Origin of the sequence: Candidatus Nitrotoga sp. AM1P, assembly GCF_013168275.1 — a bacterium.
Taxonomy (GTDB): Bacteria; Pseudomonadota; Gammaproteobacteria; order Burkholderiales; family Gallionellaceae; genus Nitrotoga.
The window spans coordinates 1,634,626-1,655,035 of record NZ_AP019547.1 but is presented as its reverse complement, the minus strand read 5'-3'; the positions used below and the strand labels follow the sequence as shown (position 1 = coordinate 1,655,035).

The window sequence follows — 20,410 nt, the reverse complement described above, 5'->3', positions numbered from 1 at the left end:
AATTCTCATACAGTGCCCTGTGGGAAAGGATTGAGCTGATAGCTCATGTTTTGCTGGGTGAGTAAGCTGAGCGGGGGTGGTAGCCGCTTATCGTTATGTTCTTGCTGCAGGCTGTGGGACATACCGCTTACCCCAATAATCTCGCAAATTTTGGCGGCTACGTCCAGTTGTGCCGGAGTTATTTCATCGTTACGAGGTGCCGAATAGCGGGTTTCGCCACTCAGGTACATATCAATCTCGTTGGCAAGGGCAATCATCTGCACTTCGGCATCAAAAATAGTAAATCGCCCGACATCCGTTACCCTAACCTGATTTCTCGGCGATTTCGTTCCTTTGAGCGTATAGCCTCTGACCAGACGCTCCACTTTGTTGTCTTCTCCACCGAGTTTACTGCAAACCTCGTCATGCGCTGCCTGTTTGCCTTCCGGATGGGCCGGGCAATGAGTGTATGCCGCGTGCAGCAGCCCTGCCATTACCACTTCAATTCGAAAATCATAGCGCAGAAGTACGCTGGCGGTACCTGCTAGATGGTTAATGAAGGGCCGACCACATGAGCGATATCTACCCGTCATGAGTGCTTGTGCAGTGAAATAGGCCTCGCTTAGTAAGGTAAGTTCTGCGGCTTGATAGCCGTGCTCTATGGCCATATCCAGCAAGCCTGAACGAGTCTGCTGTAGCTCTTCTTTGCGCATAGTAGTGTTCCACGCCTGGCGCGGAGGGATATTTGTTCTGAGCGGATCGATGTGGCCAACATGCTTGCTCAGAAAAATACGTACTTGGCCAAAGGAACGTTGGTCGTCGCAAACCCCCCATTTTTTTGCAAAATTTAGAATGCTTTGTTCGCCCGCATCCCGCGACCAGCGTACTCTAAAAATGGGAAGATCCTCCAGCAGAAAATCGGCGAAAGCAAGGTAGTTCACACGTGATGCAGGCTCCAGGTAAGTAGCGTAACCCAGCCGCTTAGCTGCAAGTGCAGCATCAATATGTTCATGGACAGAGATGATTCCATCGTCAAGCAGGCCATGCTCCTGCAGGAGTTGGGTGCGGATCAGCATGCAGTGGTATTCAACATAATCGCAGGGTTTTCTGAAGAGCTGTTCCTGCACGTCCTCTGGTCGGCGATTGAAGAGCAGATGCTCCTCTTCCATGACCAGTCCATCACGGCTGACGTCTGGGTGAATAATAAGCCTGCCGCCCGCCATGTGGATTTTTGGCGTGGATTTGCCGTCGCCCCAAAGGTACAAAGGCCCCACAATGCCAGCACCGGTCTCATCTGCGCAGGCAACCAGCTTCTCCAGCCAGCCCGGTTCAACCTGAACGTCGTTGTCGATGAATACGGTATATTCAGACGATATGCGATCCAGAATTTTTATTCTGGCTTGATTGGGCCAGAGCGGGTCTTCGGTGTGTACCAATTCAATTCCGTATTGGTGGGCCAGCGTTTCAAGTTGCTCACGAATCCAGACTGGCGAAAGGCAGTCCACGAAAATGAGGCGGAAAATGGGGGGTGTGTTGGACAGGATAGACTTTAAGGCTTGGATCGTCAGGCTGTGACGTTCCCGAATCGTCATAATGATCGTAACGCGAGAGTTGTGGTTGGCCTTAATCATGGTGGGTTCTTGATTTGGCCGGATAGCCCCGCAACATTCCTTAAAGCGACGTCCACTGCCGCATGGGCACGGTGCCAGTCGCCCCAGTTGTTGGACACCTGTAGTGGAGGGAAGTGTTGCTCGGGCAGTGACAGGCAGGCGTCGGGCGAGTGCATCGGCAGTCGCCTGAAATATCGGATTGATTCCCGCTTGCCGGGCAAAGGCAAGTGCTTCTTCGTATTGATGGGATGCCTCTAGAATGAGTGCCATGGTCATGCGAAACTCGTCGACTGACGGATTGATTTCGATTGCCCGTCGAACCAATTTTTCTGCCGTAGCCAGCTGACCGTCGTGAAGGTCCAGTCGGGCGAGCCCATGCAAGGCACTGGGGTCATCCGGGTACGCTTCAAGCGTTTTATCAAACAAGGTGCGGGAAAGTGCAAAATTTCCGTCATGAAAGGCGCGAACTGCCCCCATGCACATCTCAACAAGGCGGCGGGTATGATAGGACGATGCGCCGGACCATTTTGATCGCAAAATATTTTCCGAACGTTCGAGGCGAGGTATATCCCGAGTTGCTTTGGAGCCTGTGCCCGAGGTGCCCAAGTAGGGGTGATAATTGAATCCCACAACCGGAACGAATACAAAATCGGAGTGCTCTGCAATTTGATTCAGAAAATCGCGATCCTCGCAAATTTCGAGTGTTTCATCAAAGTGGCAGCCTAATTCAATGACTTTGCGGCGAATAATCGCCGCTTGCCAGTAAAACAATGGTCCGAAGTACATCAATGCGCGGTTGAACGGGCTACCAAACAACTTTTCGACCTTCCCGTTTTCATCAAACACTCGGGTTCGACCGTAAATCAGTAGTGCTTCGGGATGGGCATGGGAGGCGTTCAGCATGGCCGAGAGGAAGTCAAAATCGTAAGTGTCGTCATCGTCCAGAAAGCAGAACCACTCACCATTTACGGCTTGCAATCCTTCGTTGGCGGCTTGGGGTCGCGGCAAACGGCGGTGGCCGCCGACGATTCGTATCGAATGGCCGGATTGCCAGGTTATAGCTGGCAGCGCCGGGTGGCTTCCGCCCGTTGCATCGACCACGATAACCTCAACGTTTGGATAATCCTGCCCTGCGATCGATTCCAGCGCCAAGCGAAGTTCCGGTCGCCCCATGCTGCGCACGATGACCGATACAAGTGGTAGAGTCGACTTATTGCCAGGATACATAGCAAGTACTTTCTATGAAGCAACGAGTATGAAAAGTGCTGAGGATATGAGTATAAATTCGTCGGGGCAGTTATGGCAAAAAACCTAATGATGAAAAGAATAGTTCTGCCATTTTGTTTTTGATTTTCTACGTAAGCTATAACAAATTTGCTTGGCGATCTTCATTTGTGAAGAATTGTCCTCGCTCCGATTATCGCGCCAGGCCACATAAATATGGAATTCAATGGATTAAAAATAGAGCAGCGAGCCCAAGGAAAATGAAGAAGCCGCCGCTGTCTGTAATAGCGGTAAGCATTACACTGGAACCGATGGCCGGGTCGCGCCCCATACGCTGCATGGTCAGCGGTATCAGTAAACCAGCCAATGCGCCAAGGACTAAATTGAGCACCATGGCAATAGTCAAAATTACGCCAAGTAGTACACTTTTATATAGGAAGTAGGCGAACAATCCCGCTACACCGCCCCAAATCAGGCCGTTCAGGCCACCGATGGTAATTTCTTTGCTGATTAGCCGCCGTGCATTAGCTTGGCTAAGCTGCCCCAGTGCCAGCGAGCGGATGATAATAGTGGCGGTCTGGTTTGCCGAGTTGCCAGCGATACCTGCCACGATAGGCATCAGCGCCGCGAGTGCGACAAGTTTTTCGATAGTATTTTCGAATTCGCCTATCACGCGTGAGGCAAAGAATGCTGTACATAGATTGAGTGCCAGCCACATCCAGCGATTTTTTACGCTCTTCCAGACCGAAGCAAAGATATCTTCTTCTCCGCGCAAACCGGCCGTATTCAAAATGTCGCTTTCCGATTCTGAACGTATATAGTCCATCACCGTGTTTACGGTTACGCGACCAACCAGCTTACCGTCCTCTTCTACCACAGGTGCTGAAACTAAATCATAACGCTCAAATGCCTGTGCTGCTTTTTCCGCCTTGTCATCCGAATGTAATTTGATGGTATCGGTCAACATCAGCTTGCTTACGGGCACGTCCGGTTCATTTACCAATAAGCGATTAAGCGGCAAGACACCCTTAAAAAAATCGTCTCTGTCTACTACGAATAGCTGGTCAGTATGATCGGGCATCTCGTCGAAACGACGCAGATAGCGTGATACGACTTCCAGCGTGACATGCTCACGGATGGTCACCATATCGAAATCCATCAGCGCGCCTACTGCATCTTCCGGATAGGACATCGCCGCGCGCAATTGCTCGCGTTCTTCAATGGTGAGAGACTTGAATACATCGCGCATCACTGCCTGTGGCAAATCATGCGCCAAATCGGCAATCTCGTCAGTATCCAGCTGCTCCGCCGCCTCGCGCAGTTCCTCGCGACTCATGGTGGCAATTAATGATTCACGCACTGAATCGGAAACTTCGATCAAAATTTCGCCGTCACGATCGGCCTTGACCAGATCCCATACCAGCAAACGCTGCTCAATGGGTAGAGCCTCCAGGATAAAGGCGATATCGGAGGAATGCAGTTTGCTCAGTTTATCTTGCAGTTCGGCCAGATGCTGCTTGTGCAGTATATTGCCCAACAATTCGTGACGCTCTTGGCGTGGCATTTCCTGCTTGCGCGCCAGCATTTCGACCAGCTCGTGCTTATCCAGCAGGCTTTGCACCTGATGCAGATGCTCCTGCACGTTTTCTGTGTAATGAGGTTCGTGGTTTTTGGTCATAATGCGGAATCTGAAGGACTACGACTATTGTAAAGAGGTTGGATGACAGGCGTGTGAAATAATGATCAATTGTGTTGATGTGACCAATTTGACTGGTAAATTGCAGCGAAAGTTGCCGAATTGATCGCAGCTATGTTTGATTATTGAAATGCTACTTCGTAATTCTATTGCCGATACTGCTTGATTAGATTTCAGCGTAATATCGATTCAATGTTTCAGCCAATACGTTTGGTATTTTTGATTTGTTCACGCTGTATATGAGTTTTGTTTTATACGGTTGACGTGCGGAACCAGCTATTTAGAAACTGTTTTAAGTGTCTGTTCGATTTCGTGTTCTGCAAATGACTCGTATATACTTATCCGGTGTGTGTTTTTTACGTACATTTTTGATTTCCCCAATGGCTGGATATATTTTTGTAATCAATAACTTGAGTTGATTAATACTCATTTCAGTTGGAATGGCTATATTAAAATAGCAATGATTATTAAAATTGAATCAATATGTGGTTATGTCTTTAAGATTAGAGCTGGTTAGATAATATTCAGTCTGTAGCGCATCGCTTCGTTTGCGCACGAAATAAGGTACGTATTAAACATGAAAATTCACGAATATCAGGCCAAAGAAATCCTCCGCCAGTATGGTGTGCCTACTCCACGCGGATCGGTGTGTTTCAGCGTGGATGAGGCCATTGCCGTCGCACAGCAGTTGGGTGGCGCAGTGTGGGTGGTGAAAGCGCAGATTCATGCCGGTGGGCGTGGCCAGGGTGGCGGGGTGAAGGTGGTGAATTCGGTGCAGGATGTAGGTACGCGTGCTGGAGAGATTTTTGGCATGCAGTTGGTTACACACCAGACTAATGCTAATGGGCAATTGGTCAGACGCCTGCTAATTGAGGAGGGCGTGCAGATTGCAAAAGAATATTACGTAGGAATGGTAATCGATCGAAGCAAGCAGCGTGTCGTGCTGATGGCCAGTAGCGAGGGCGGAATGGAAATTGAGGCAGTCGCTGCGCATTCCCCTGAAAAAATTCACAAGGTTTGGATCAACCCTTCGTCAGGACTGATTGATGCTGAGGTAGACGCTGTGGCGCGGCAGATTGGCATCCCGAGTGCAGCACTTGCTCAGGCGCGTGCCTGTTTTCAAGGCTTGTACCAGGCTTTCGTGGAAAAGGATGCGATGCTGGCAGAGATCAATCCGCTTGTGCTAACTGCGGATCAGAATTTATTGGCGCTGGATGCAAAAATTAATTTCGATAGTAATGCGTTATTTCGTCATTCAGAAATTGTGGCGCTCCGCGATCTGGATGAAGAAGACCCAGCCGAAGTGGAAGCTTCACAATTCGGCCTTAGCTATATCTCACTGAATGGCGACATTGGCTGCTTGGTGAATGGTGCCGGGTTAGCCATGGCGACCATGGATATCATTAAGTTGTATGGGGGCATGCCAGCGAATTTTCTTGATGTAGGGGGAGGCGCCAGCAAGGAAAAAGTAACTGAAGCATTCAAATTGATGTTGAGAAATCCGAATTTACGCGCAATTTTGGTAAATATATTTGGCGGAATCATGAAGTGCGATGTGATTGCTGAAGGCGTGGTGGCAGCGGCGCGTGAAGTGCATTTGAAAGTACCATTAGTGGTGCGTCTGGAAGGTACTAACGTTGATCTCGGAAAAAAAATTCTGGCTGAATCTGGCCTGCCAATTATTTCTGCCGGGGATATGGCTGATGCGGCAGCGAAGGTTGTTACTGCGGCGAAGGGGGGCTAATGTCCATTCTTATCAATAAAAATACTAAAGTAATGACGCAGGGCATGACTGGTAAAGTCGGTCAATTTCATACATTACATTGTAAGAACTATGCAAATGGAGTGAATTGTTTTGTCGCTGGAGTGACTCCTGGCAAGGCCGGACAAAGTTATGAGGGTATTCCAATATTCAACAGCGTAAGGGAAGCGAGTGCGCAAACCGGGGCAACGGTCTCAGTGATTTACGTGCCTCCTCCCTTTGCTGCCGCGGCGATTGACGAGGCGGTGGAAGCAGGGCTGGAGCTGGTGATATGCATCACAGAAGGGATACCTGTACATGACATGCTACGCACGCGTTACAAAATGCAGGGTAAGAAGACATTGCTGATTGGCCCGAATTGTCCGGGGCTGATTACACCGGACGAAATTAAAATTGGCATCATGCCCGGGCACATCCACCGCAAGGGACGTATTGGCGTAGTGTCACGTTCGGGAACGTTGACTTATGAGGCGGTCTGGCAGCTGACTGAACTGGGTTTCGGGCAATCTTCCTGTGTCGGAATAGGCGGCGATCCGATCAATGGCATGAAGCATTTATCTGTAATGAAATTATTCAACGATGACCCGGAGACCGATGCTGTGGTGATGGTGGGTGAAATTGGTGGCAGTGATGAAGAAGAATGCGCGCGCTGGATTAAGAGCAATATGCAAAAACCCGTGGTCGGCTTTATTGCTGGGATTACCGCGCCGCTTGGTAAGCGTATGGGACATGCTGGTGCAATTATTTCCGGGGGGCAGGGCGGTGCCGAGGACAAATTGGCAGTGATGGAAGAATGTGGCATACAGATTACGCGCAATCCGGCTGAAATGGGCAAAGTGATGAAGCAGGTTTTAAAAGGGTAACTCTCTGATAATGTGTATTTTATCCACTTCGTAATTTAGGTTGTCAAGAAAAAATCATCGCTCCTGATTTGTTATTCGTCTATTTGGTAATTTTAAGAAGTTACGATACTCATGTAGCTCGCCGTACAAACAATCTCACAAAATTTGCTCTTCAAGCTGGAATCTGCCACTGACAAAAGGAAGAAGAATGATTTTAGTAACAGGTGGAACCGGTTATATCGGCTCGCATACGGTTGTTGAGCTGATGCTGGCTGGATTCGAGATTTTGATTGTTGACAATTTTTGTAACAGCAAGGGAACGGTTCTTGAGCGTATTGAGCGTATTGTTGGGCGCCGACCGGGATTTGTAGAAGCTGATATTCGTGATCGGCAAGCGATGCAGGCACTCTTTGCAGGGCATCATTTTGATGCGGTAATCCATTTTGCTGGTTTGAAAGCGGTAGGCGAATCTGTGGCACAACCGTTACGCTACTATGACAATAATGTCTATGGTAGTTTGGTGTTGTTTGAGATGATGGCCGAAGCGCAGGTAAAAACGCTGGTTTTTTCTTCTTCTGCTACCGTTTATGGTGATCCTGCGACCGTTCCAATTCTGGAGAATTTTCCACTTGGTGCGACCAATCCATATGGTAGAAGCAAGCTGATGATCGAGGAGGTGCTCCGTGATCTTGCGATAGCTGATCCTTCATGGAGCATTGCGTTGCTTCGTTATTTTAACCCTGTGGGCGCGCATGAAAGCGGACTGATTGGCGAGGATCCCACTGATATTCCGAATAATTTGATTCCTTATATTGCCCAAGTAGCACAAGGTTGGCGTGAGGTGCTGTCGATTTATGGTGATGACTATTCAACCACTGATGGCACTGGTATGAGAGATTATATTCATGTCGTTGATCTTGCTATTGGTCATGTCAAGACTTTGAAAAAGCTGGCTGATCAAACGGGAGTGGTTGCCTATAATTTGGGCACGGGGCGGAGTAATAGCGTTTTGGAGATGGTACGCGCATTTGAGCAAGCCAGTGGGCGGAACATACCCTACAAAATAGTAGGGCGTCGCCCCGGGGATATCGCTACATGTTACGCAGACACTACGTTGGCGGAACGTGATCTAGGTTGGAAAGCTGAGCGAACTATAGCGCAGATGTGTGCTGACTCTTGGAGATGGCAGTCTTTAGGAAACCACGATAACCTTTAAATTTGCGTATCACTTTCGGCATTCTTGCTGCATTGAACACCTCCGTTTCATGTTTAATCAAACGTTGGTGTCCATTTTCTTAGCTTATTACATCAGCATCGCCGGTTATGACGTACAGATTATTTGGCGACTTGTTTTTCGCGGATCTCATCCAGCGTTTTGCAATCTATGCATAAGGTAGCAGTGGGTCGTGCTTCCAAGCGGTTCAGTCCAATTTCTATGCCACAATTTTCACAATATCCATAATCACCACTGTTTATTTTACCCAGCATTTCGTTGATTTTCTTGATCAGTTTGCTTTCACGATCACGATTACGCAGCTCTAAAGTCATGTCTGATTCTTGACTTGCGCGATCATTTGGATCAGCAAACACAGTGGCATCGTCCTGCATGGAGTGCACCGTACGGTCAATGTCTTCGCCTAGGCCAAGCTTGATGTTGTTCAGAATACTGCGGAAATGATCCAGTTGCTTAGGGTTCATATAAGTTTCCCCCTTTTTTGTTTTGTAAGGGGCAACGGGCTTTGTGGGTTGTACCGACATCAAATATCTCCAGAAATATACAAACAAAATTTAAAAATCGCGCTTTAATACCAGAAATGCAGCGCCACCGCAACTAAATTCGCCCATTCACTTGCATAAAAAACGCCTGAAAGCCAAGTTAAATAATTAATAATAGTTTGTAACGTGAGTCAGGTTTTGCAAGTTATTGCTATGCAATATCTTAGTAGAATCACCTCGTTTAATTTATAGAACTATGTGTAATTACAAATATTTATGAAATATTTTAGCTGCGTCTGAAGACGCAATGTTGAATATGGTATTTGCGCTTATAAAATTAAAACTCCCTGCGCCTTCAGCATGGATACCAATTGAATAAGAGGTAGCCCAACTAGAGCGGTAGGGTCATCACCCTCCATGCGACTGATAAGTGCGATGCCTAAACCTTCTGATTTCGCGCTACCTGCGCAGTGATAAGGCTGCTCTTTACGTAAATAAGATTCGATCTCGTCGTCGCTGAAATTGCGAAAACTGACGTAATTTATCGCCATTTCAGTTTGAATTTCGTCGTTGCATGCATTTAACAGAGTCAGTGCAGTATAAAAAGTCACGCTATGTCCACGCATAGTACGCAATTGTCGTACAGCATTTTCATGAGTGAGAGGTTTGCCTAGCTGTTCCTCGCCTAATAATGCAACCTGATCTGAGCCTATAATCAAAGCATTTGGATAATGGATCGCCACTGCGCGCGCTTTTTTACGGGAAAGCCGCCATGCGACTTGCTTAGCACTTTCACCAGGTAGGGAGGTTTCGTCTATGTCAGGAGCAGCAATTTGAAATGGGATTTTTAAACGTCCCAAAAGCTCACTACGGTAAATCGAAGTAGAAGCGAGAATAAGCGGCTGATAATTCAAAAAATTCCCTTAGTGGAGACTTTTAAAAACTGAGAAAAGCGCCTGCACAAATTCCATGATAACCCTCGCAGCATGTTATCACTATCTGGTAGTACGTTGCACGGAGTATCTACCTTGTGCTTGACGGAGGGCTTTAGAGTTTCTGTAGCCGAAAGGTTTTTGAAGGGTTTGGTTGAGGTAAAGATTAGCGGGATATTGAAGTAAATGCGCATCCTACTTTAAGCTTGTGGGCAAGGTAGGTATTTTGTCAGAAATCTTCGCACCAAACTGCCACCGACTGTAATCAAAAAAATAGAGGCACGAAAATCGTACCTCTATTATTTTTATACGCCCGCTAGTAATAGACAATCAGAAAAGCGTACGTTACTTAAAGCTTACATAAAAACTAGAAGTTCATTGATCCATACACCCAGAATTTATTAGTATCGATACAAGCCGGACAATTCACATGATCAACAGCACCATCTGCCTTAAAGTGAGCATATCTAGATCCTACGGAATAGGTTTTGTTAATTGCCTTCGTCGCAATCAAATCGTATTCTTTTCCATATTTGTTACCGCCACGGTCTGCTCTGAAATCATGGTAGTCAACTCCGAGAACAATGCCTGCTACTGTTGTCCTTACATTCCCGTAAATATCTTGAAGACCATTTTTTGGGGTAACCAAGAACACATCAGCCCATCCATTAAATGCAAACAACGTAGCCAATGGGGTCTGGAGAGATTGTTGTCCATTGCTACTTAGTAATTCATATCCCAATTTGAATTGGGCAACTTTAACGTCTACACCTCCTTCAAGTAAAGTATAGTGAACGCGGTAATTTTTCGGATTATCTTTATAGTCGGACTGGCTTGCATATTCTGCGGCATATAGAAGCTTGTTATCACCCATCGGAGCGTCCCCTTTAAATCTGACGCCCACAGTTCGCGTTGAGTTAGCCAGACCAAAAGCTCGTGCAGAGGGATCATAATCCAAGAAATAACCATAACCAACCACTTCAGCAAAGCCCAATCCTTTGTAGTTTACGTTAAAGATGGGAGACCTCATGTGATGGTTGCCCAAGAACGAGCCAGTTCCGTTATCAATGGAGGCGTCACTGAATACACGGTTCGCATTGGTAATAAAAGCTGCCGAGATTGTAGTATCAGGGAGCGATTTGTTGACAACTGATAAGCCATCATAAGTTTGCCAGTTTTGACGCCAATCAACGTTACCAATCCAGCGATCGTTGTCATATCTAATGAGCTGACGGCCAAACTTTAGTTTGGTCTGCGGTACGCCACTGTAACTTAAGTAAGCTTGATTGAGTTCAGTGACATTTGCATCTGCCACAACAGAATAATTAGTCTTGCCATTTACCCTGCTATTGTAAGCATCGTTGGCTGAGATATGTTCAATTTGAACCATACCACCGAATCCCATATATTCTGCTGTCTCATAACCCAAGCGCAATCGGAGAGTTGAGGCATTCGCCTCTTTAAGACGAGCCCCGCTTGCTGGGTGTGGTTGATCAACATTTTCATAGCGGTATTGCAAATTGGCGGTAACCTTGCCACCAGTTATGGCTTCGGTCAAGGTATCTGCAGCATAAACCTCTGGAGCCAGAGCGAGTAATGCCAGTGGAGTAATGATTAATGACATTTGCTGAAATAATGTTTTATTTTTGAGCTTCATTGTGTTATCTCCCTTAAAATGAATGTTATGATGGTTTTTTATTAGAAAACATTTAAATTGTTACTTTCGCATATTTTGGTACGTTAAACTCGACTGGACTCATCAATCTTCAACTGAAACTACCAAAATGGTAATAATTAGGTAACCATTTAAATTTAATAGTAATTTATAAAATTACCAATAATTTAGTCGTAGCTTAGTGATGGTCAGTATATAACGTTTAAGACTATTTGTTCTTAATTTATAAGAATAAATTAAGAAATAGTGGAGTTATATAGGTGAACTTAAATTTCAATTGCTTAAGGTGTTTCTTGAATGATCTCAAAATCGTGCGTAATGTCCGCCATTTTGCTTAGCATAATGGAGGCTGAGCAGTATTTTTCTGCAGAGAGATGGATGGCGCGCTCGACTTGTTCGGATTTAAGATCTTTGCCAGTCACGATAAAATGAAAATGGATTTTGGTAAATACTTTTGGGTCTTCTACAGCCCGTTCGGCTTCGATTTTTACCATGCAATTGGTTACATTCTGGCGGCTTTTCTTAAGGATGTGAATAACGTCGTAAGTGGTGCAACCCCCCGTGCCGAGCAGCACCAGTTCCATTGGGCGTGGCCCGAGATTACGGCCGCCACCTTCAGGCGGACCGTCCATCAGGATGGCATGACCGCTTTCGGTTTCGCCTAAGAAGGAAACCTGCTCTACCCATTTAATACGCGCTTCCATATCGCTGTTACCTTTTTATAAGTTTCCAGTTGAATATAATTATTGTCGTGAGGCAGAAATATAAGGGCTTTCTAAGAAACACACTCAATCTATTGCCGGATTTTGTTGCTGCAGGATCAGCCCAAACTGAGCTGCTCGGCGATGTAATTGCTTGATGACACGATCTCGGTACTGCTGCTCATAGTGATCGGCATCAGGATCTTTGTAATCTATACCAAACCGCATTGCGTTGTAAAACAGTATGGCAATTTTACGTGCCGTCGCTGTCACAGCTTTTGCATTGCCAATACGTGCTGCTAGTCGTCGGTAGAATGCACCAAGTGCTGTGTTGGTGCGTCCCACGGTAACTGCCGCCAGCCGCAATGCGACCGTAAGCCGATTGCTGGTCTTCCGGGTATGTGCTGATAGCACCTTACCTCCGCTGATTTTGCAACCCGGTGAGAGCGTCAGCCACGACGTAAAATGCTTTGCGGTCTTCCAGCGTGTGCGGTCGGTGCCACATTCGCCAACCAGTCTCAGCGCCAGGAAAGGGCCTATACCATGAATTTGCGTCAGATCAGTACCCGCCAACTGGTACATGGCCGTGCGAACATCGAAGTCACATCGTTTGGCTGCTTGGTGCGGTGTCGTGCTTTTGGAAGCGGTGTTGCCGGAATTTGACGACTGCAGTTCAGCGCAGCAACGACTTGCTCTATCTGCATGTCGCATTCAGCCACACATTGCTGGTAGAAATCATAGAGAGCAAGTGCTTGTTTGAGTGCAAAGACATGTTCGGGTTGATAATTGCCTACGAGTGCGGCACGTACCGTTTCAGTTGTGGCCTTGCAACGAACATCTCGCATCTCAGCCAATTCATCAGGATTTCGCTCACCCGCAACAATGGCACGAATGATCTGCATACCAGTGACACCGGTGATGTCGCTTATGACATGGTGTAACTGAAAATTCATGTAGGTCAGTGCTTTTTGCATGTGCTGTATATGTGAAGCGGCATAATCCAAATACCGTTCGCGTGAGCGCAAATAAGACCGAAGTGCTGCGATTTCTCGTCCGGGGCGAAAGCTGGCACACAACAAACCGCAAGCGTGAAGTCGTTGCAACCACTGCGCATCGTTGACATCACTCTTTCTGCCGGGTACGGCGCGCGCTTCACGCGCATTGGCTAGGATGACATTGATGCCATGTAATTCAAGTACTTCATATGCAGCCACCCAGTAAACACCAGTCGACTCCATCGCGACTGTCTTGATACCAACCTCGGTTAACCAATCTGCCATACGCAGCAAATCGCTTGTAAACGCCTGAAATGTTTGTACGGGCTCGTCACATAGGTCAGACCCAACAGCAACAACGTGAAAGCGAGAACCTATGTCGATACCTGCGGCAAATTCATTAATAATGGGCAGCCCTGTGGGCTTAGTTCTATTTCCTGGCATGATCCACCTCCTGATTAATAAAACGCAAGACGGGGGACTCGGATTAAATCAATTTCCTAAACGGGGTCACCTTGCGATGCCGCCACAGACGGGTCCGCAGCTTCCCCTGGACCATGTTTTTTGGCGGGGTTAAACCTCCAAGAAGCTGTCGGCCACTGTCCGCGTTCACGCAGTGTACTCGCCAGTGTTTCTATGCATAAGGGGCGCGGCAAGCCGGGTGGGCAGTTCTTTAGAATGTCCTTAATATATAAATAATGTGCCATATTTTAACCGATACCATAGCAGCCCTCTGCATAATAAAAAACTGATTGCATGACGTCCATTTGTTATGAAAGATGAAATTTGGGGATGATCAAGCGTATTGCAATACCCGCTTGTACCTCGGATGTAATACCCTAGAAAAGAACATCTAAATTCTGGTTGTGGAACAGGGCGATATTTTGGTAGAATCGCGCCCTTAATTTTTGTTGAAGGGTAGTTTGTTTATGACGACTGTGCGTGTTAAGGAGAATGAACCGTTTGAAGTTGCAATGCGCCGCTTCAAGCGATCAGTGGAAAAAACTGGTTTGCTAACTGAATTGCGCGCTCGCGAATTTTATGAGAAGCCTACCGCAGAACGTAAACGCAAGTTGGCTGCTGCCGTGAAACGGCATTACAAGCGCCTGCGTAGCCAAGTTCTGCCGCCGAAACTATATTAATCCTCCACAGCTAGCGACTACGCGTTGATGCGGAGCCTCCCGTTAAGTTTTCCGCGAGATTGAACTCAACATGAATCTGACGCAGCAAATCAGAGAAGACATGAAGACCGCTATGCGCGCTAAGGATTCGGTGCGTCTCGGTACTATCCGCTTATTGTTGGCTGCAATCAAACAACGCGAGGTAGATGAACGCATTGAATTATCAGATGCCGATGTCATTGCAGTCATTAATAAAATGATCAAGCAACGGCGCGATTCAATTACTCAGTTTGAAGCGGCAGCTCGGCAAGAATTGGCCGACATTGAGAAGGTTGAAATCAGCGTATTGCAGACATACATGCCGCAGCCGATGACTGAAGCCGAAGTGGAAATCGCAGTCAACGATGCGATTGCCAGTAGTGGTGTTCAGAGTGCCCAGGAAATGGGCAAGGTGATTGCGCTCCTCAAGCCAAAACTGGCGGGTCGAGCAGACATGAGCCAGGTTTCAGCGCTGGTGAAGGCCCGTTTATCTCAATAACATAGTAAATTAAGCATGTTAAGTATTTCTTAATATTAAGAAATGCGAATATTATGCTGAATTGCACTAGTCGTAATTGTAGTCCACTACCTAATCACCCAGTCATTTTCGTCTTCATGAAAATTATAGCTGCGGTGAACATGAATCTATCACTAAGTACGTTAAATCAATAAGTAACATTTATTAGGGTAAATAACGCATTGGTAAACGTGAGGCGGAGCTAGGATGATTCCAAAAAGTTTCATTCATGATTTGCTCAACCGTCTCGACATTGTGGATGTAATCGAGCGTTACGTTCCGCTTAAAAAAGCCGGCGCTAATTATGTTGCCTGCTGCCCTTTCCACAACGAAAAATCTCCTTCTTTTACCGTTAGTCAGAGTAAGCAGTTTTATCACTGCTTTGGTTGCGGCGCGCATGGCACGGCTATAGGGTTTGTCATGGAGCATGGTGGGTTAGGTTTTGTCAATGCTGTGGAAGAGTTAGCGCGCAGTGCTGGTGTTACGGTGCCGCGTGAAGCGCCTATGCCGGAACAGGCGCAGCATAAGGTTACACCTGATTTGTACGAAGTAATGCAGTCAGCAACCCGTTATTATCGCGACCAGCTAAAGCAGTCATCGCGTGCCATCGATTATCTCAAGCGGCGCGGCTTGAGTGGTGAAATAGCGTCACGTTTTGGTATCGGCTATGCGCCGGAGGGCTGGCAAAATTTGGGAAACATCTTTGCAAGCTATCAGGACAGTAGTCTCTTGGAGACTGGTCTTGTAATAGAAAATGAGGATGGCAAACGGTATGATCGTTTTCGCGATCGCATCATGTTTCCCATTGTGAATGTACGCGGCCAGGTGATCGGTTTTGGTGGGCGAGTGCTGGATTCGGGCGATCCCAAGTATCTGAATTCACCGGAGACCGCGTTATTCGAAAAAGGACGCGAGTTATATGGCCTGTTTCAGGCGATGAAAGCCATACGCGCTAAACGACAGGTCTTGGTAGTAGAAGGCTATATGGATGTGGTAGCACTTGTCCAGCATGGTATTGAATATGCCGTCGCCACATTGGGAACGGCGACTACGCCCTACCATGTGCAAAAGATGCTGCGTTTGACCGATAAAGTGATGTTCTGTTTTGATGGTGATGCAGCTGGACAGCGTGCAGCGTGGCGCGCAATGGAGAATGCACTGCCACAACTGGTAGATGGCAAGCATATCGGCTTCCTGTTTCTGCCCTCGCGACATGATCCAGATAGCTTTGTACGAGAGCAGGGAACAGCGGCATTTGAACAGCTACTGCAAGAGGCTTTGCCGCTGTCCAAGTATTTGTTACGTGAATTATCTATACAAGTTGACCTACATACCCAGGAAGGGCGCACTGCTATGTTGCAGCGCGCCAAGCCTTTACTAACAGTTATTTCTGCGCCTACTACTGCGCTGTTGCTGCGTAAAGAAGTGGCGGCACTGGCGGGGATTACTCAAACGGAATTGGAAGCGCTGTATGCGATCAAACCGATAGGCGCTTTGCCACGTCGCGCGCTACAAAAAGCGGCGCGCCCTGTAGTATCAAATTTGCGCGTATTACTACGCTGTTTATTATTTCAGCCCGATCTGGCGCGAGAGTTACCAGAAAATTGGATACCAGTGGGGGCGGAGGCAGCAGCGATTACTGCGCTGATCGAATGGTCGCGCATGCAAGAAGGAGCGATAAGCAGTTCAGCCATGATCCAGAATTTTCAAGGTACAGCGCATGAATCATTATTAGCGGCAGAGCTAGCTGAAATTATGCAATGGGGTGAAACTTTTAATGTGGTAGCAGAATTTCAAGATGTATTAACCAGATTGCGCAATGGGCAGCGCAAACAGCAATTGCAGGCTTTACATGTAAAAATGCATGACACGGGGATGAAGGGCTTGGACGAACAAGAACGATCACTCTATTTGCAATTATTACAACGCAGTGAACTCAAATAAAGGTATTGTAATTGGTGCGCGGAAAGTTTTTGCAAAATCGGGTATAATCTGCACCCTTTTCAAAAGCATTGTGTTAACTCGCAATGTGTTAACTCATTTAATTAAATGGGAATCCACCGAATATGGCAACTCAGCAAGACAAGAAAACACCCATTTCAGCTAAGCAGGCATCAATTGGAAAGCAGGTTGCTGACTCCGTAGAGTTGTTGCAGGATATCGAGGCACGGCGCACGCGCCTGAAGGCTTTGATCATTTTGGGCAAGGAGCGCGGCTATTTGACTTTCGGCGAAATCAACGATCATCTGCCAGAAATGTTGGAAGCCGAGCAGATTGAAGGTGTTGTCAGCATGATCAACGACATGGGCATCACTGTGTGTGATGATGCTCCCGATGCTGAAAATCAGATTATGTCGGATGCGCCACCTGTGGTGGCCGACGAAGATGCGGTGGAAGCTGCTGAGGCCGCGCTTTCTACAGTAGACTCGGAATTTGGCCGTACCACTGACCCGGTGCGCATGTATATGCGCGAAATGGGCACAGTGGGTTTACTCACGCGCGAAGATGAAATCGTCATTGCCAAACGCATTGAAGAAGGCCTGAAGCATATGATTCAGGCGATTTCTGCCTGTCCAACCACCATTGCCGAGATTCTAACGCTAGTCGATAAAGTTACACGCGACGAATTGCGTATTGACGAAATTGTCGATGGCTTCATTGAGCCTGAGGATGAGACGATAATCGTTGAAGAGGAGCTTAGCGATGACGCGATGGAGGAAGATGAAGAAGATGTAGAAGACGACGAAGAAGATACCGAGGCTATTGCCGCAGCCAATCTGGCCAAACTCAAGATTGATGCGCTGGAGCGTTTCGATATCATTCGCGACCTTTTTATCAAGATCGGCAAAGCTTACGAGAAGTATGGTTACCGCAGCGCACAATACAACAAGCTGCAGGAGCAGATTTCCAACGAGCTTACGCAATTCCGTTTTTCTGCCAAGCAGGTAGATTCACTTTGCGACACTATGCGCCATTTGGTGGAAGAAGTGCGCAGCCATGAACGTATTATTCAGGAGTTATGCGTTACCAAGTCGCGCATGCCGCGTCCACATTTTATCACGACCTTTCCAGGCAACGAAGAGCGGCTTGACTGGGTCGCGCGCGAAGTGGCTGCCAAAAAACCTTACAGCGAAACACTGTCACGTTTCCAGGCCGCCATCGTCGAGCAACAGCAGAAGCTGCTTGATTTGCAGCAGCGTGTGGGCATTCCCATTCGCGATCTGAAAGAAATCAACAAGCAAATGACCAACGGCGAAGCCAAAGCACGTCGCGCCAAGCGCGACATGATTGAAGCTAACCTGCGTCTGGTGATTTCTATCGCTAAAAAATACACCAACCGTGGTTTGCAGTTTCTCGATCTGATTCAGGAAGGCAATATCGGATTGATGAAAGCGGTAGATAAATTCGAATACCGCCGTGGTTACAAATTTTCGACGTATGCCACGTGGTGGATACGCCAAGCCATTACCCGTTCCATTGCAGATCAGGCCCGCACCATACGCATCCCGGTGCACATGATTGAAACCATCAATAAGATGAATCGTATTTCGCGCCAAATCTTGCAAGAAACCGGTCTGGAAGCGGATGCTGCAACAATGGCGCTAAAGATGGAAATGCCTGAAGACAAGATTCGCAAGATCTTGAAGATTGCCAAGGAACCGATTTCCATGGAAACGCCTGTAGGCGATGATGACGATTCGCATCTGGGCGATTTTATTGAGGATTCCAATACTTTGGCACCTATCGAAGCAGCGGTATACGACAGTTTGCGCAATGTCACCAAAGACATACTCGATTCGCTCACACCCCGTGAAGCCAAGGTGCTACGTATGCGTTTTGGTATAGAAATGAACACTGATCACACCCTGGAAGAGGTAGGTAAACAATTCGATGTGACACGTGAGCGTATCCGTCAGATCGAGGCCAAGGCATTGCGCAAGCTCCGCCATCCTTCTCGCTCAGATAAGTTGAAAAGCTTTCTTGACGGCGAGAGTTAATTATAATGAGTACTTTTGAAGAGTAGTCTAAACAGTATTGGGTCGTTAGCTCAGTTGGTTAGAGCAGAGGACTCATAATCCTTTGGTCCGGGGTTCAAGTCCCTGACGACCCACCAATATATCAATAGGTTAGCGCATTAATGGCTAACCTATTTTTATTTAGTAGCCGCATAGTAGGCTGCTAAGCGCGCTAAGGGAGTTAGGCGATTCCATTAGGCACACCACCATAGGCTAGTTGAGTGAAGCGTGTGTTTCTCTGCGATAGTGCCACACTCAACAGCTAAATTATATTCTGGTCTATATCCATGAGCAGTTATTACTGCTAGATTGCGGGCGGATGTATTTATAGCCCCCCGTGTTACTTGAACGGGGGAAGTTAGAATGCCTTTTTTATGGAAATTGACGTGCACCTAAATTTTTACGTAATAAAAAATCCGAATTTGTTTGTGCAGGCTGGCGCAAGTATATTAGGGTCTGATCAAATATTGCTTTCCTACCAAATAAGTCTGAAACCCTTTACCGAAATAGAACTTACAACCAAAGAGAACTTTAAAGACCTTATTGGTCACGTCACCATACGTGCCAAAACTGAACGTTCTGAGGAAAAATCGGAAGGTATTGGGAAGATGCTCTACTCACCTGCCATAGAAAATGTCGATGCGCGTTATGCTGATAATGCGCGTTATATTGTTAACGTGTTTGTACCCAAATCTCAGTTCGACGAAATTCTCGCAACCGCACGTGCAGGATATATTCCGTCAGATGTTTTAATTTCTGTTTCCGGTATGGATTATGGATGTGATGAAGACGATCTTCTGTGGAATAACAAAACATTTCCTCAGCTACAGGTAGATTCAATTGCCTTGACAATTCCTCTCTCATTGTCTTCCGTATCCGATGCCACGTACTAAGCACCACAACAATAACTTCAAATATGTTTTTAGACAATCTACTACTTCCTAAAACAGGTACATGCTTCAATATCCGGCAATTAAAAGAACCTGACTTTGACGATTTTTACACATTATCGTCAGACGCTAATCTTAAACAGTTCATGGGGGGAGCAGTGACTCTGCCCCGCAAACAATGGATTGCAGGGATGAAGAAAAATCAATTTTATAGTGAATATTTAGCCATAAAAATGAAACCCGATAGCTGTTTTGCTGGATTCGCGAGTTTTAATCATTTTTTAAAAGGGCCAGAAATATCGAATACTTTTTTTGAGTTTCAAATTCTTATCGCTAAACTTTATCAAAAACAGGGCCTGGGCACAGAAATCAGTAATATTCTCATAGCCGCTGCATTCCATGAATTAAAAGCCGAGCGCATTTATGCAGTTGTTGACCCACAAAATCAATCCAGCATTAAGATGTTTAGTAAGTTGGGATTCAAACCAGAAGGTGAGGTAAATAGGATCGAAGAATGGCAACACGGGCATAAAATATTTGCACTGGCTAGCAAAACTCATCGGGTCGCATCATAGCTAATTTCTATTGTCTAAATTTATCTTTTTTGCGCACAAATACAAAAAACAACAACCAAGTCAAAACCGGTCTAGCAAATATTGAAGGCCGAAGGTTTGTGTGTATTTCCCGAAAGATTC

At 46.7% G+C, this 20,410-nt stretch carries 17 protein-coding genes and 1 tRNA gene; 10 read left to right on the top strand and 8 right to left on the bottom strand.

The window, feature by feature from the left end; genetic code table 11:
* Window positions 1–5: 5 nt before the first annotated feature.
* Entirely contained in the window at window positions 6–2,816 is a 2,811-nt protein-coding gene (locus W01_RS07325; protein WP_173053410.1) for a glycosyltransferase, read from the bottom strand.
* Window positions 2,817–3,036: 220 nt separating this feature from the next.
* Window positions 3,037–4,491 carry a magnesium transporter gene (gene mgtE, locus W01_RS07320; RefSeq protein WP_173053408.1) on the bottom strand — a complete coding sequence of 485 codons (1,455 nt, stop codon included), beginning with the start codon at window positions 4,489–4,491 and terminating at the stop codon, window positions 3,037–3,039.
* A 595-nt stretch (window positions 4,492–5,086) separates the two neighbouring features.
* On the opposite strand from mgtE, the gene sucC reads away from it, so the two are divergent.
* The 3 genes from sucC to galE all read left to right on the top strand — a co-directional run bounded on the left by sucC (window position 5,087) and on the right by galE (window position 8,329).
* Complete coding sequence (sucC, locus tag W01_RS07315) at window positions 5,087–6,253, top strand: ADP-forming succinate--CoA ligase subunit beta (protein ID WP_173053406.1); 1,167 nt, start codon at window positions 5,087–5,089, stop codon at window positions 6,251–6,253.
* On the top strand, window positions 6,253–7,134 hold the full coding sequence (sucD, locus tag W01_RS07310; RefSeq protein ID WP_173053404.1) for a succinate--CoA ligase subunit alpha: 882 nt from the start codon (window positions 6,253–6,255) through the stop codon (window positions 7,132–7,134). The genes sucC and sucD overlap by 1 nt, the downstream gene beginning before the upstream one ends.
* A 187-nt stretch (window positions 7,135–7,321) precedes the next feature.
* Window positions 7,322–8,329, top strand: coding sequence for a UDP-glucose 4-epimerase GalE (gene galE / locus W01_RS07305; RefSeq protein ID WP_173053402.1), 1,008 nt, complete (start codon window positions 7,322–7,324; stop codon window positions 8,327–8,329).
* Between the two features lie 119 nt (window positions 8,330–8,448).
* Here galE and dksA read toward each other — a convergent pair whose 3' ends face one another.
* From dksA to W01_RS07280, 6 genes are all read right to left on the bottom strand, one after another.
* Entirely contained in the window at window positions 8,449–8,871 is a 423-nt protein-coding gene (dksA, locus tag W01_RS07300; protein WP_173053400.1) for an RNA polymerase-binding protein DksA, read from the bottom strand.
* A gap of 287 nt (window positions 8,872–9,158) precedes the next feature.
* On the bottom strand, window positions 9,159–9,743 hold the full coding sequence (locus tag W01_RS07295) for a Maf family nucleotide pyrophosphatase (protein WP_173053398.1): 585 nt from the start codon (window positions 9,741–9,743) through the stop codon (window positions 9,159–9,161).
* Between the two features lie 385 nt (window positions 9,744–10,128).
* Window positions 10,129–11,418 carry an alginate export family protein gene (locus W01_RS07290; protein ID WP_198421263.1) on the bottom strand — a complete coding sequence of 430 codons (1,290 nt, stop codon included), beginning with the start codon at window positions 11,416–11,418 and terminating at the stop codon, window positions 10,129–10,131.
* A gap of 299 nt (window positions 11,419–11,717) precedes the next feature.
* Window positions 11,718–12,140 (bottom strand): OsmC family protein, encoded by a 423-nt coding sequence (locus tag W01_RS07285; protein ID WP_173053396.1) that lies wholly within the window; start codon window positions 12,138–12,140, stop codon window positions 11,718–11,720.
* A gap of 84 nt (window positions 12,141–12,224) precedes the next feature.
* Window positions 12,225–12,719, bottom strand: coding sequence for a transposase (locus tag W01_RS13920; RefSeq protein ID WP_198421262.1), 495 nt, complete (start codon window positions 12,717–12,719; stop codon window positions 12,225–12,227).
* Window positions 12,692–13,576, bottom strand: coding sequence for an IS110 family transposase (locus tag W01_RS07280; protein ID WP_198421261.1), 885 nt, complete (start codon window positions 13,574–13,576; stop codon window positions 12,692–12,694). The genes W01_RS13920 and W01_RS07280 overlap by 28 nt, the downstream gene beginning before the upstream one ends.
* A gap of 485 nt (window positions 13,577–14,061) precedes the next feature.
* Here W01_RS07280 and rpsU point away from each other — a divergent pair, with 485 nt between their 5' ends.
* The 7 genes from rpsU (at window position 14,062) to W01_RS07245 (ending at window position 20,290) form a co-directional block, all read left to right on the top strand.
* The gene (gene rpsU / locus W01_RS07275) at window positions 14,062–14,274 is read left to right on the top strand and encodes a 30S ribosomal protein S21 (protein WP_173053394.1); all 213 of its coding nucleotides are present in this window, start codon (window positions 14,062–14,064) and stop codon (window positions 14,272–14,274) included.
* A 70-nt stretch (window positions 14,275–14,344) separates the two neighbouring features.
* Window positions 14,345–14,791, top strand: a complete 447-nt coding sequence (locus W01_RS07270; RefSeq protein WP_173053391.1) for a GatB/YqeY domain-containing protein — start codon at window positions 14,345–14,347, stop codon at window positions 14,789–14,791.
* Window positions 14,792–15,016: 225 nt separating this feature from the next.
* Window positions 15,017–16,753, top strand: a complete 1,737-nt coding sequence (gene dnaG, locus W01_RS07265; RefSeq protein ID WP_173053390.1) for a DNA primase — start codon at window positions 15,017–15,019, stop codon at window positions 16,751–16,753.
* 122 nt (window positions 16,754–16,875) lie between these two features.
* On the top strand, window positions 16,876–18,807 hold the full coding sequence (rpoD, locus tag W01_RS07260) for an RNA polymerase sigma factor RpoD (RefSeq protein WP_173053388.1): 1,932 nt from the start codon (window positions 16,876–16,878) through the stop codon (window positions 18,805–18,807).
* A 39-nt stretch (window positions 18,808–18,846) separates the two neighbouring features.
* A tRNA-Ile gene (locus W01_RS07255) sits at window positions 18,847–18,923 on the top strand.
* A gap of 276 nt (window positions 18,924–19,199) precedes the next feature.
* On the top strand, window positions 19,200–19,718 hold the full coding sequence (locus tag W01_RS07250) for a hypothetical protein (RefSeq protein WP_173053386.1): 519 nt from the start codon (window positions 19,200–19,202) through the stop codon (window positions 19,716–19,718).
* A gap of 23 nt (window positions 19,719–19,741) precedes the next feature.
* Entirely contained in the window at window positions 19,742–20,290 is a 549-nt protein-coding gene (locus W01_RS07245) for a GNAT family N-acetyltransferase (protein WP_173053384.1), read from the top strand.
* Window positions 20,291–20,410: the final 120 nt, after the last annotated feature.

What these genes read in the sequence shown, in the direction of transcription:
- W01_RS07245 (WP_173053384.1), top strand. Translation starts at nt 19,742, where the DNA reads ATGTTTTTAGACAATCTACTACTTCCTAAAACAGGTACATGCTTCAAT.
- rpsU (WP_173053394.1), top strand. Translation starts at nt 14,062, where the DNA reads ATGACGACTGTGCGTGTTAAGGAGAATGAACCGTTTGAAGTTGCAATG.
- W01_RS13920 (WP_198421262.1), bottom strand. Translation starts at nt 12,719, where the DNA reads ATGTACCAGTTGGCGGGTACTGATCTGACGCAAATTCATGGTATAGGC.
- rpoD (WP_173053388.1), top strand. Translation starts at nt 16,876, where the DNA reads ATGGCAACTCAGCAAGACAAGAAAACACCCATTTCAGCTAAGCAGGCA.
- sucD (WP_173053404.1), top strand. Translation starts at nt 6,253, where the DNA reads ATGTCCATTCTTATCAATAAAAATACTAAAGTAATGACGCAGGGCATG.
- galE (WP_173053402.1), top strand. Translation starts at nt 7,322, where the DNA reads ATGATTTTAGTAACAGGTGGAACCGGTTATATCGGCTCGCATACGGTT.
- sucC (WP_173053406.1), top strand. Translation starts at nt 5,087, where the DNA reads ATGAAAATTCACGAATATCAGGCCAAAGAAATCCTCCGCCAGTATGGT.
- W01_RS07270 (WP_173053391.1), top strand. Translation starts at nt 14,345, where the DNA reads ATGAATCTGACGCAGCAAATCAGAGAAGACATGAAGACCGCTATGCGC.
- mgtE (WP_173053408.1), bottom strand. Translation starts at nt 4,491, where the DNA reads ATGACCAAAAACCACGAACCTCATTACACAGAAAACGTGCAGGAGCAT.
- W01_RS07280 (WP_198421261.1), bottom strand. Translation starts at nt 13,576, where the DNA reads ATGCCAGGAAATAGAACTAAGCCCACAGGGCTGCCCATTATTAATGAA.
- dksA (WP_173053400.1), bottom strand. Translation starts at nt 8,871, where the DNA reads ATGTCGGTACAACCCACAAAGCCCGTTGCCCCTTACAAAACAAAAAAG.
- W01_RS07250 (WP_173053386.1), top strand. Translation starts at nt 19,200, where the DNA reads ATGGAAATTGACGTGCACCTAAATTTTTACGTAATAAAAAATCCGAAT.
- dnaG (WP_173053390.1), top strand. Translation starts at nt 15,017, where the DNA reads ATGATTCCAAAAAGTTTCATTCATGATTTGCTCAACCGTCTCGACATT.
- W01_RS07285 (WP_173053396.1), bottom strand. Translation starts at nt 12,140, where the DNA reads ATGGAAGCGCGTATTAAATGGGTAGAGCAGGTTTCCTTCTTAGGCGAA.
- W01_RS07325 (WP_173053410.1), bottom strand. Translation starts at nt 2,816, where the DNA reads ATGTATCCTGGCAATAAGTCGACTCTACCACTTGTATCGGTCATCGTG.
- W01_RS07290 (WP_198421263.1), bottom strand. Translation starts at nt 11,418, where the DNA reads ATGAAGCTCAAAAATAAAACATTATTTCAGCAAATGTCATTAATCATT.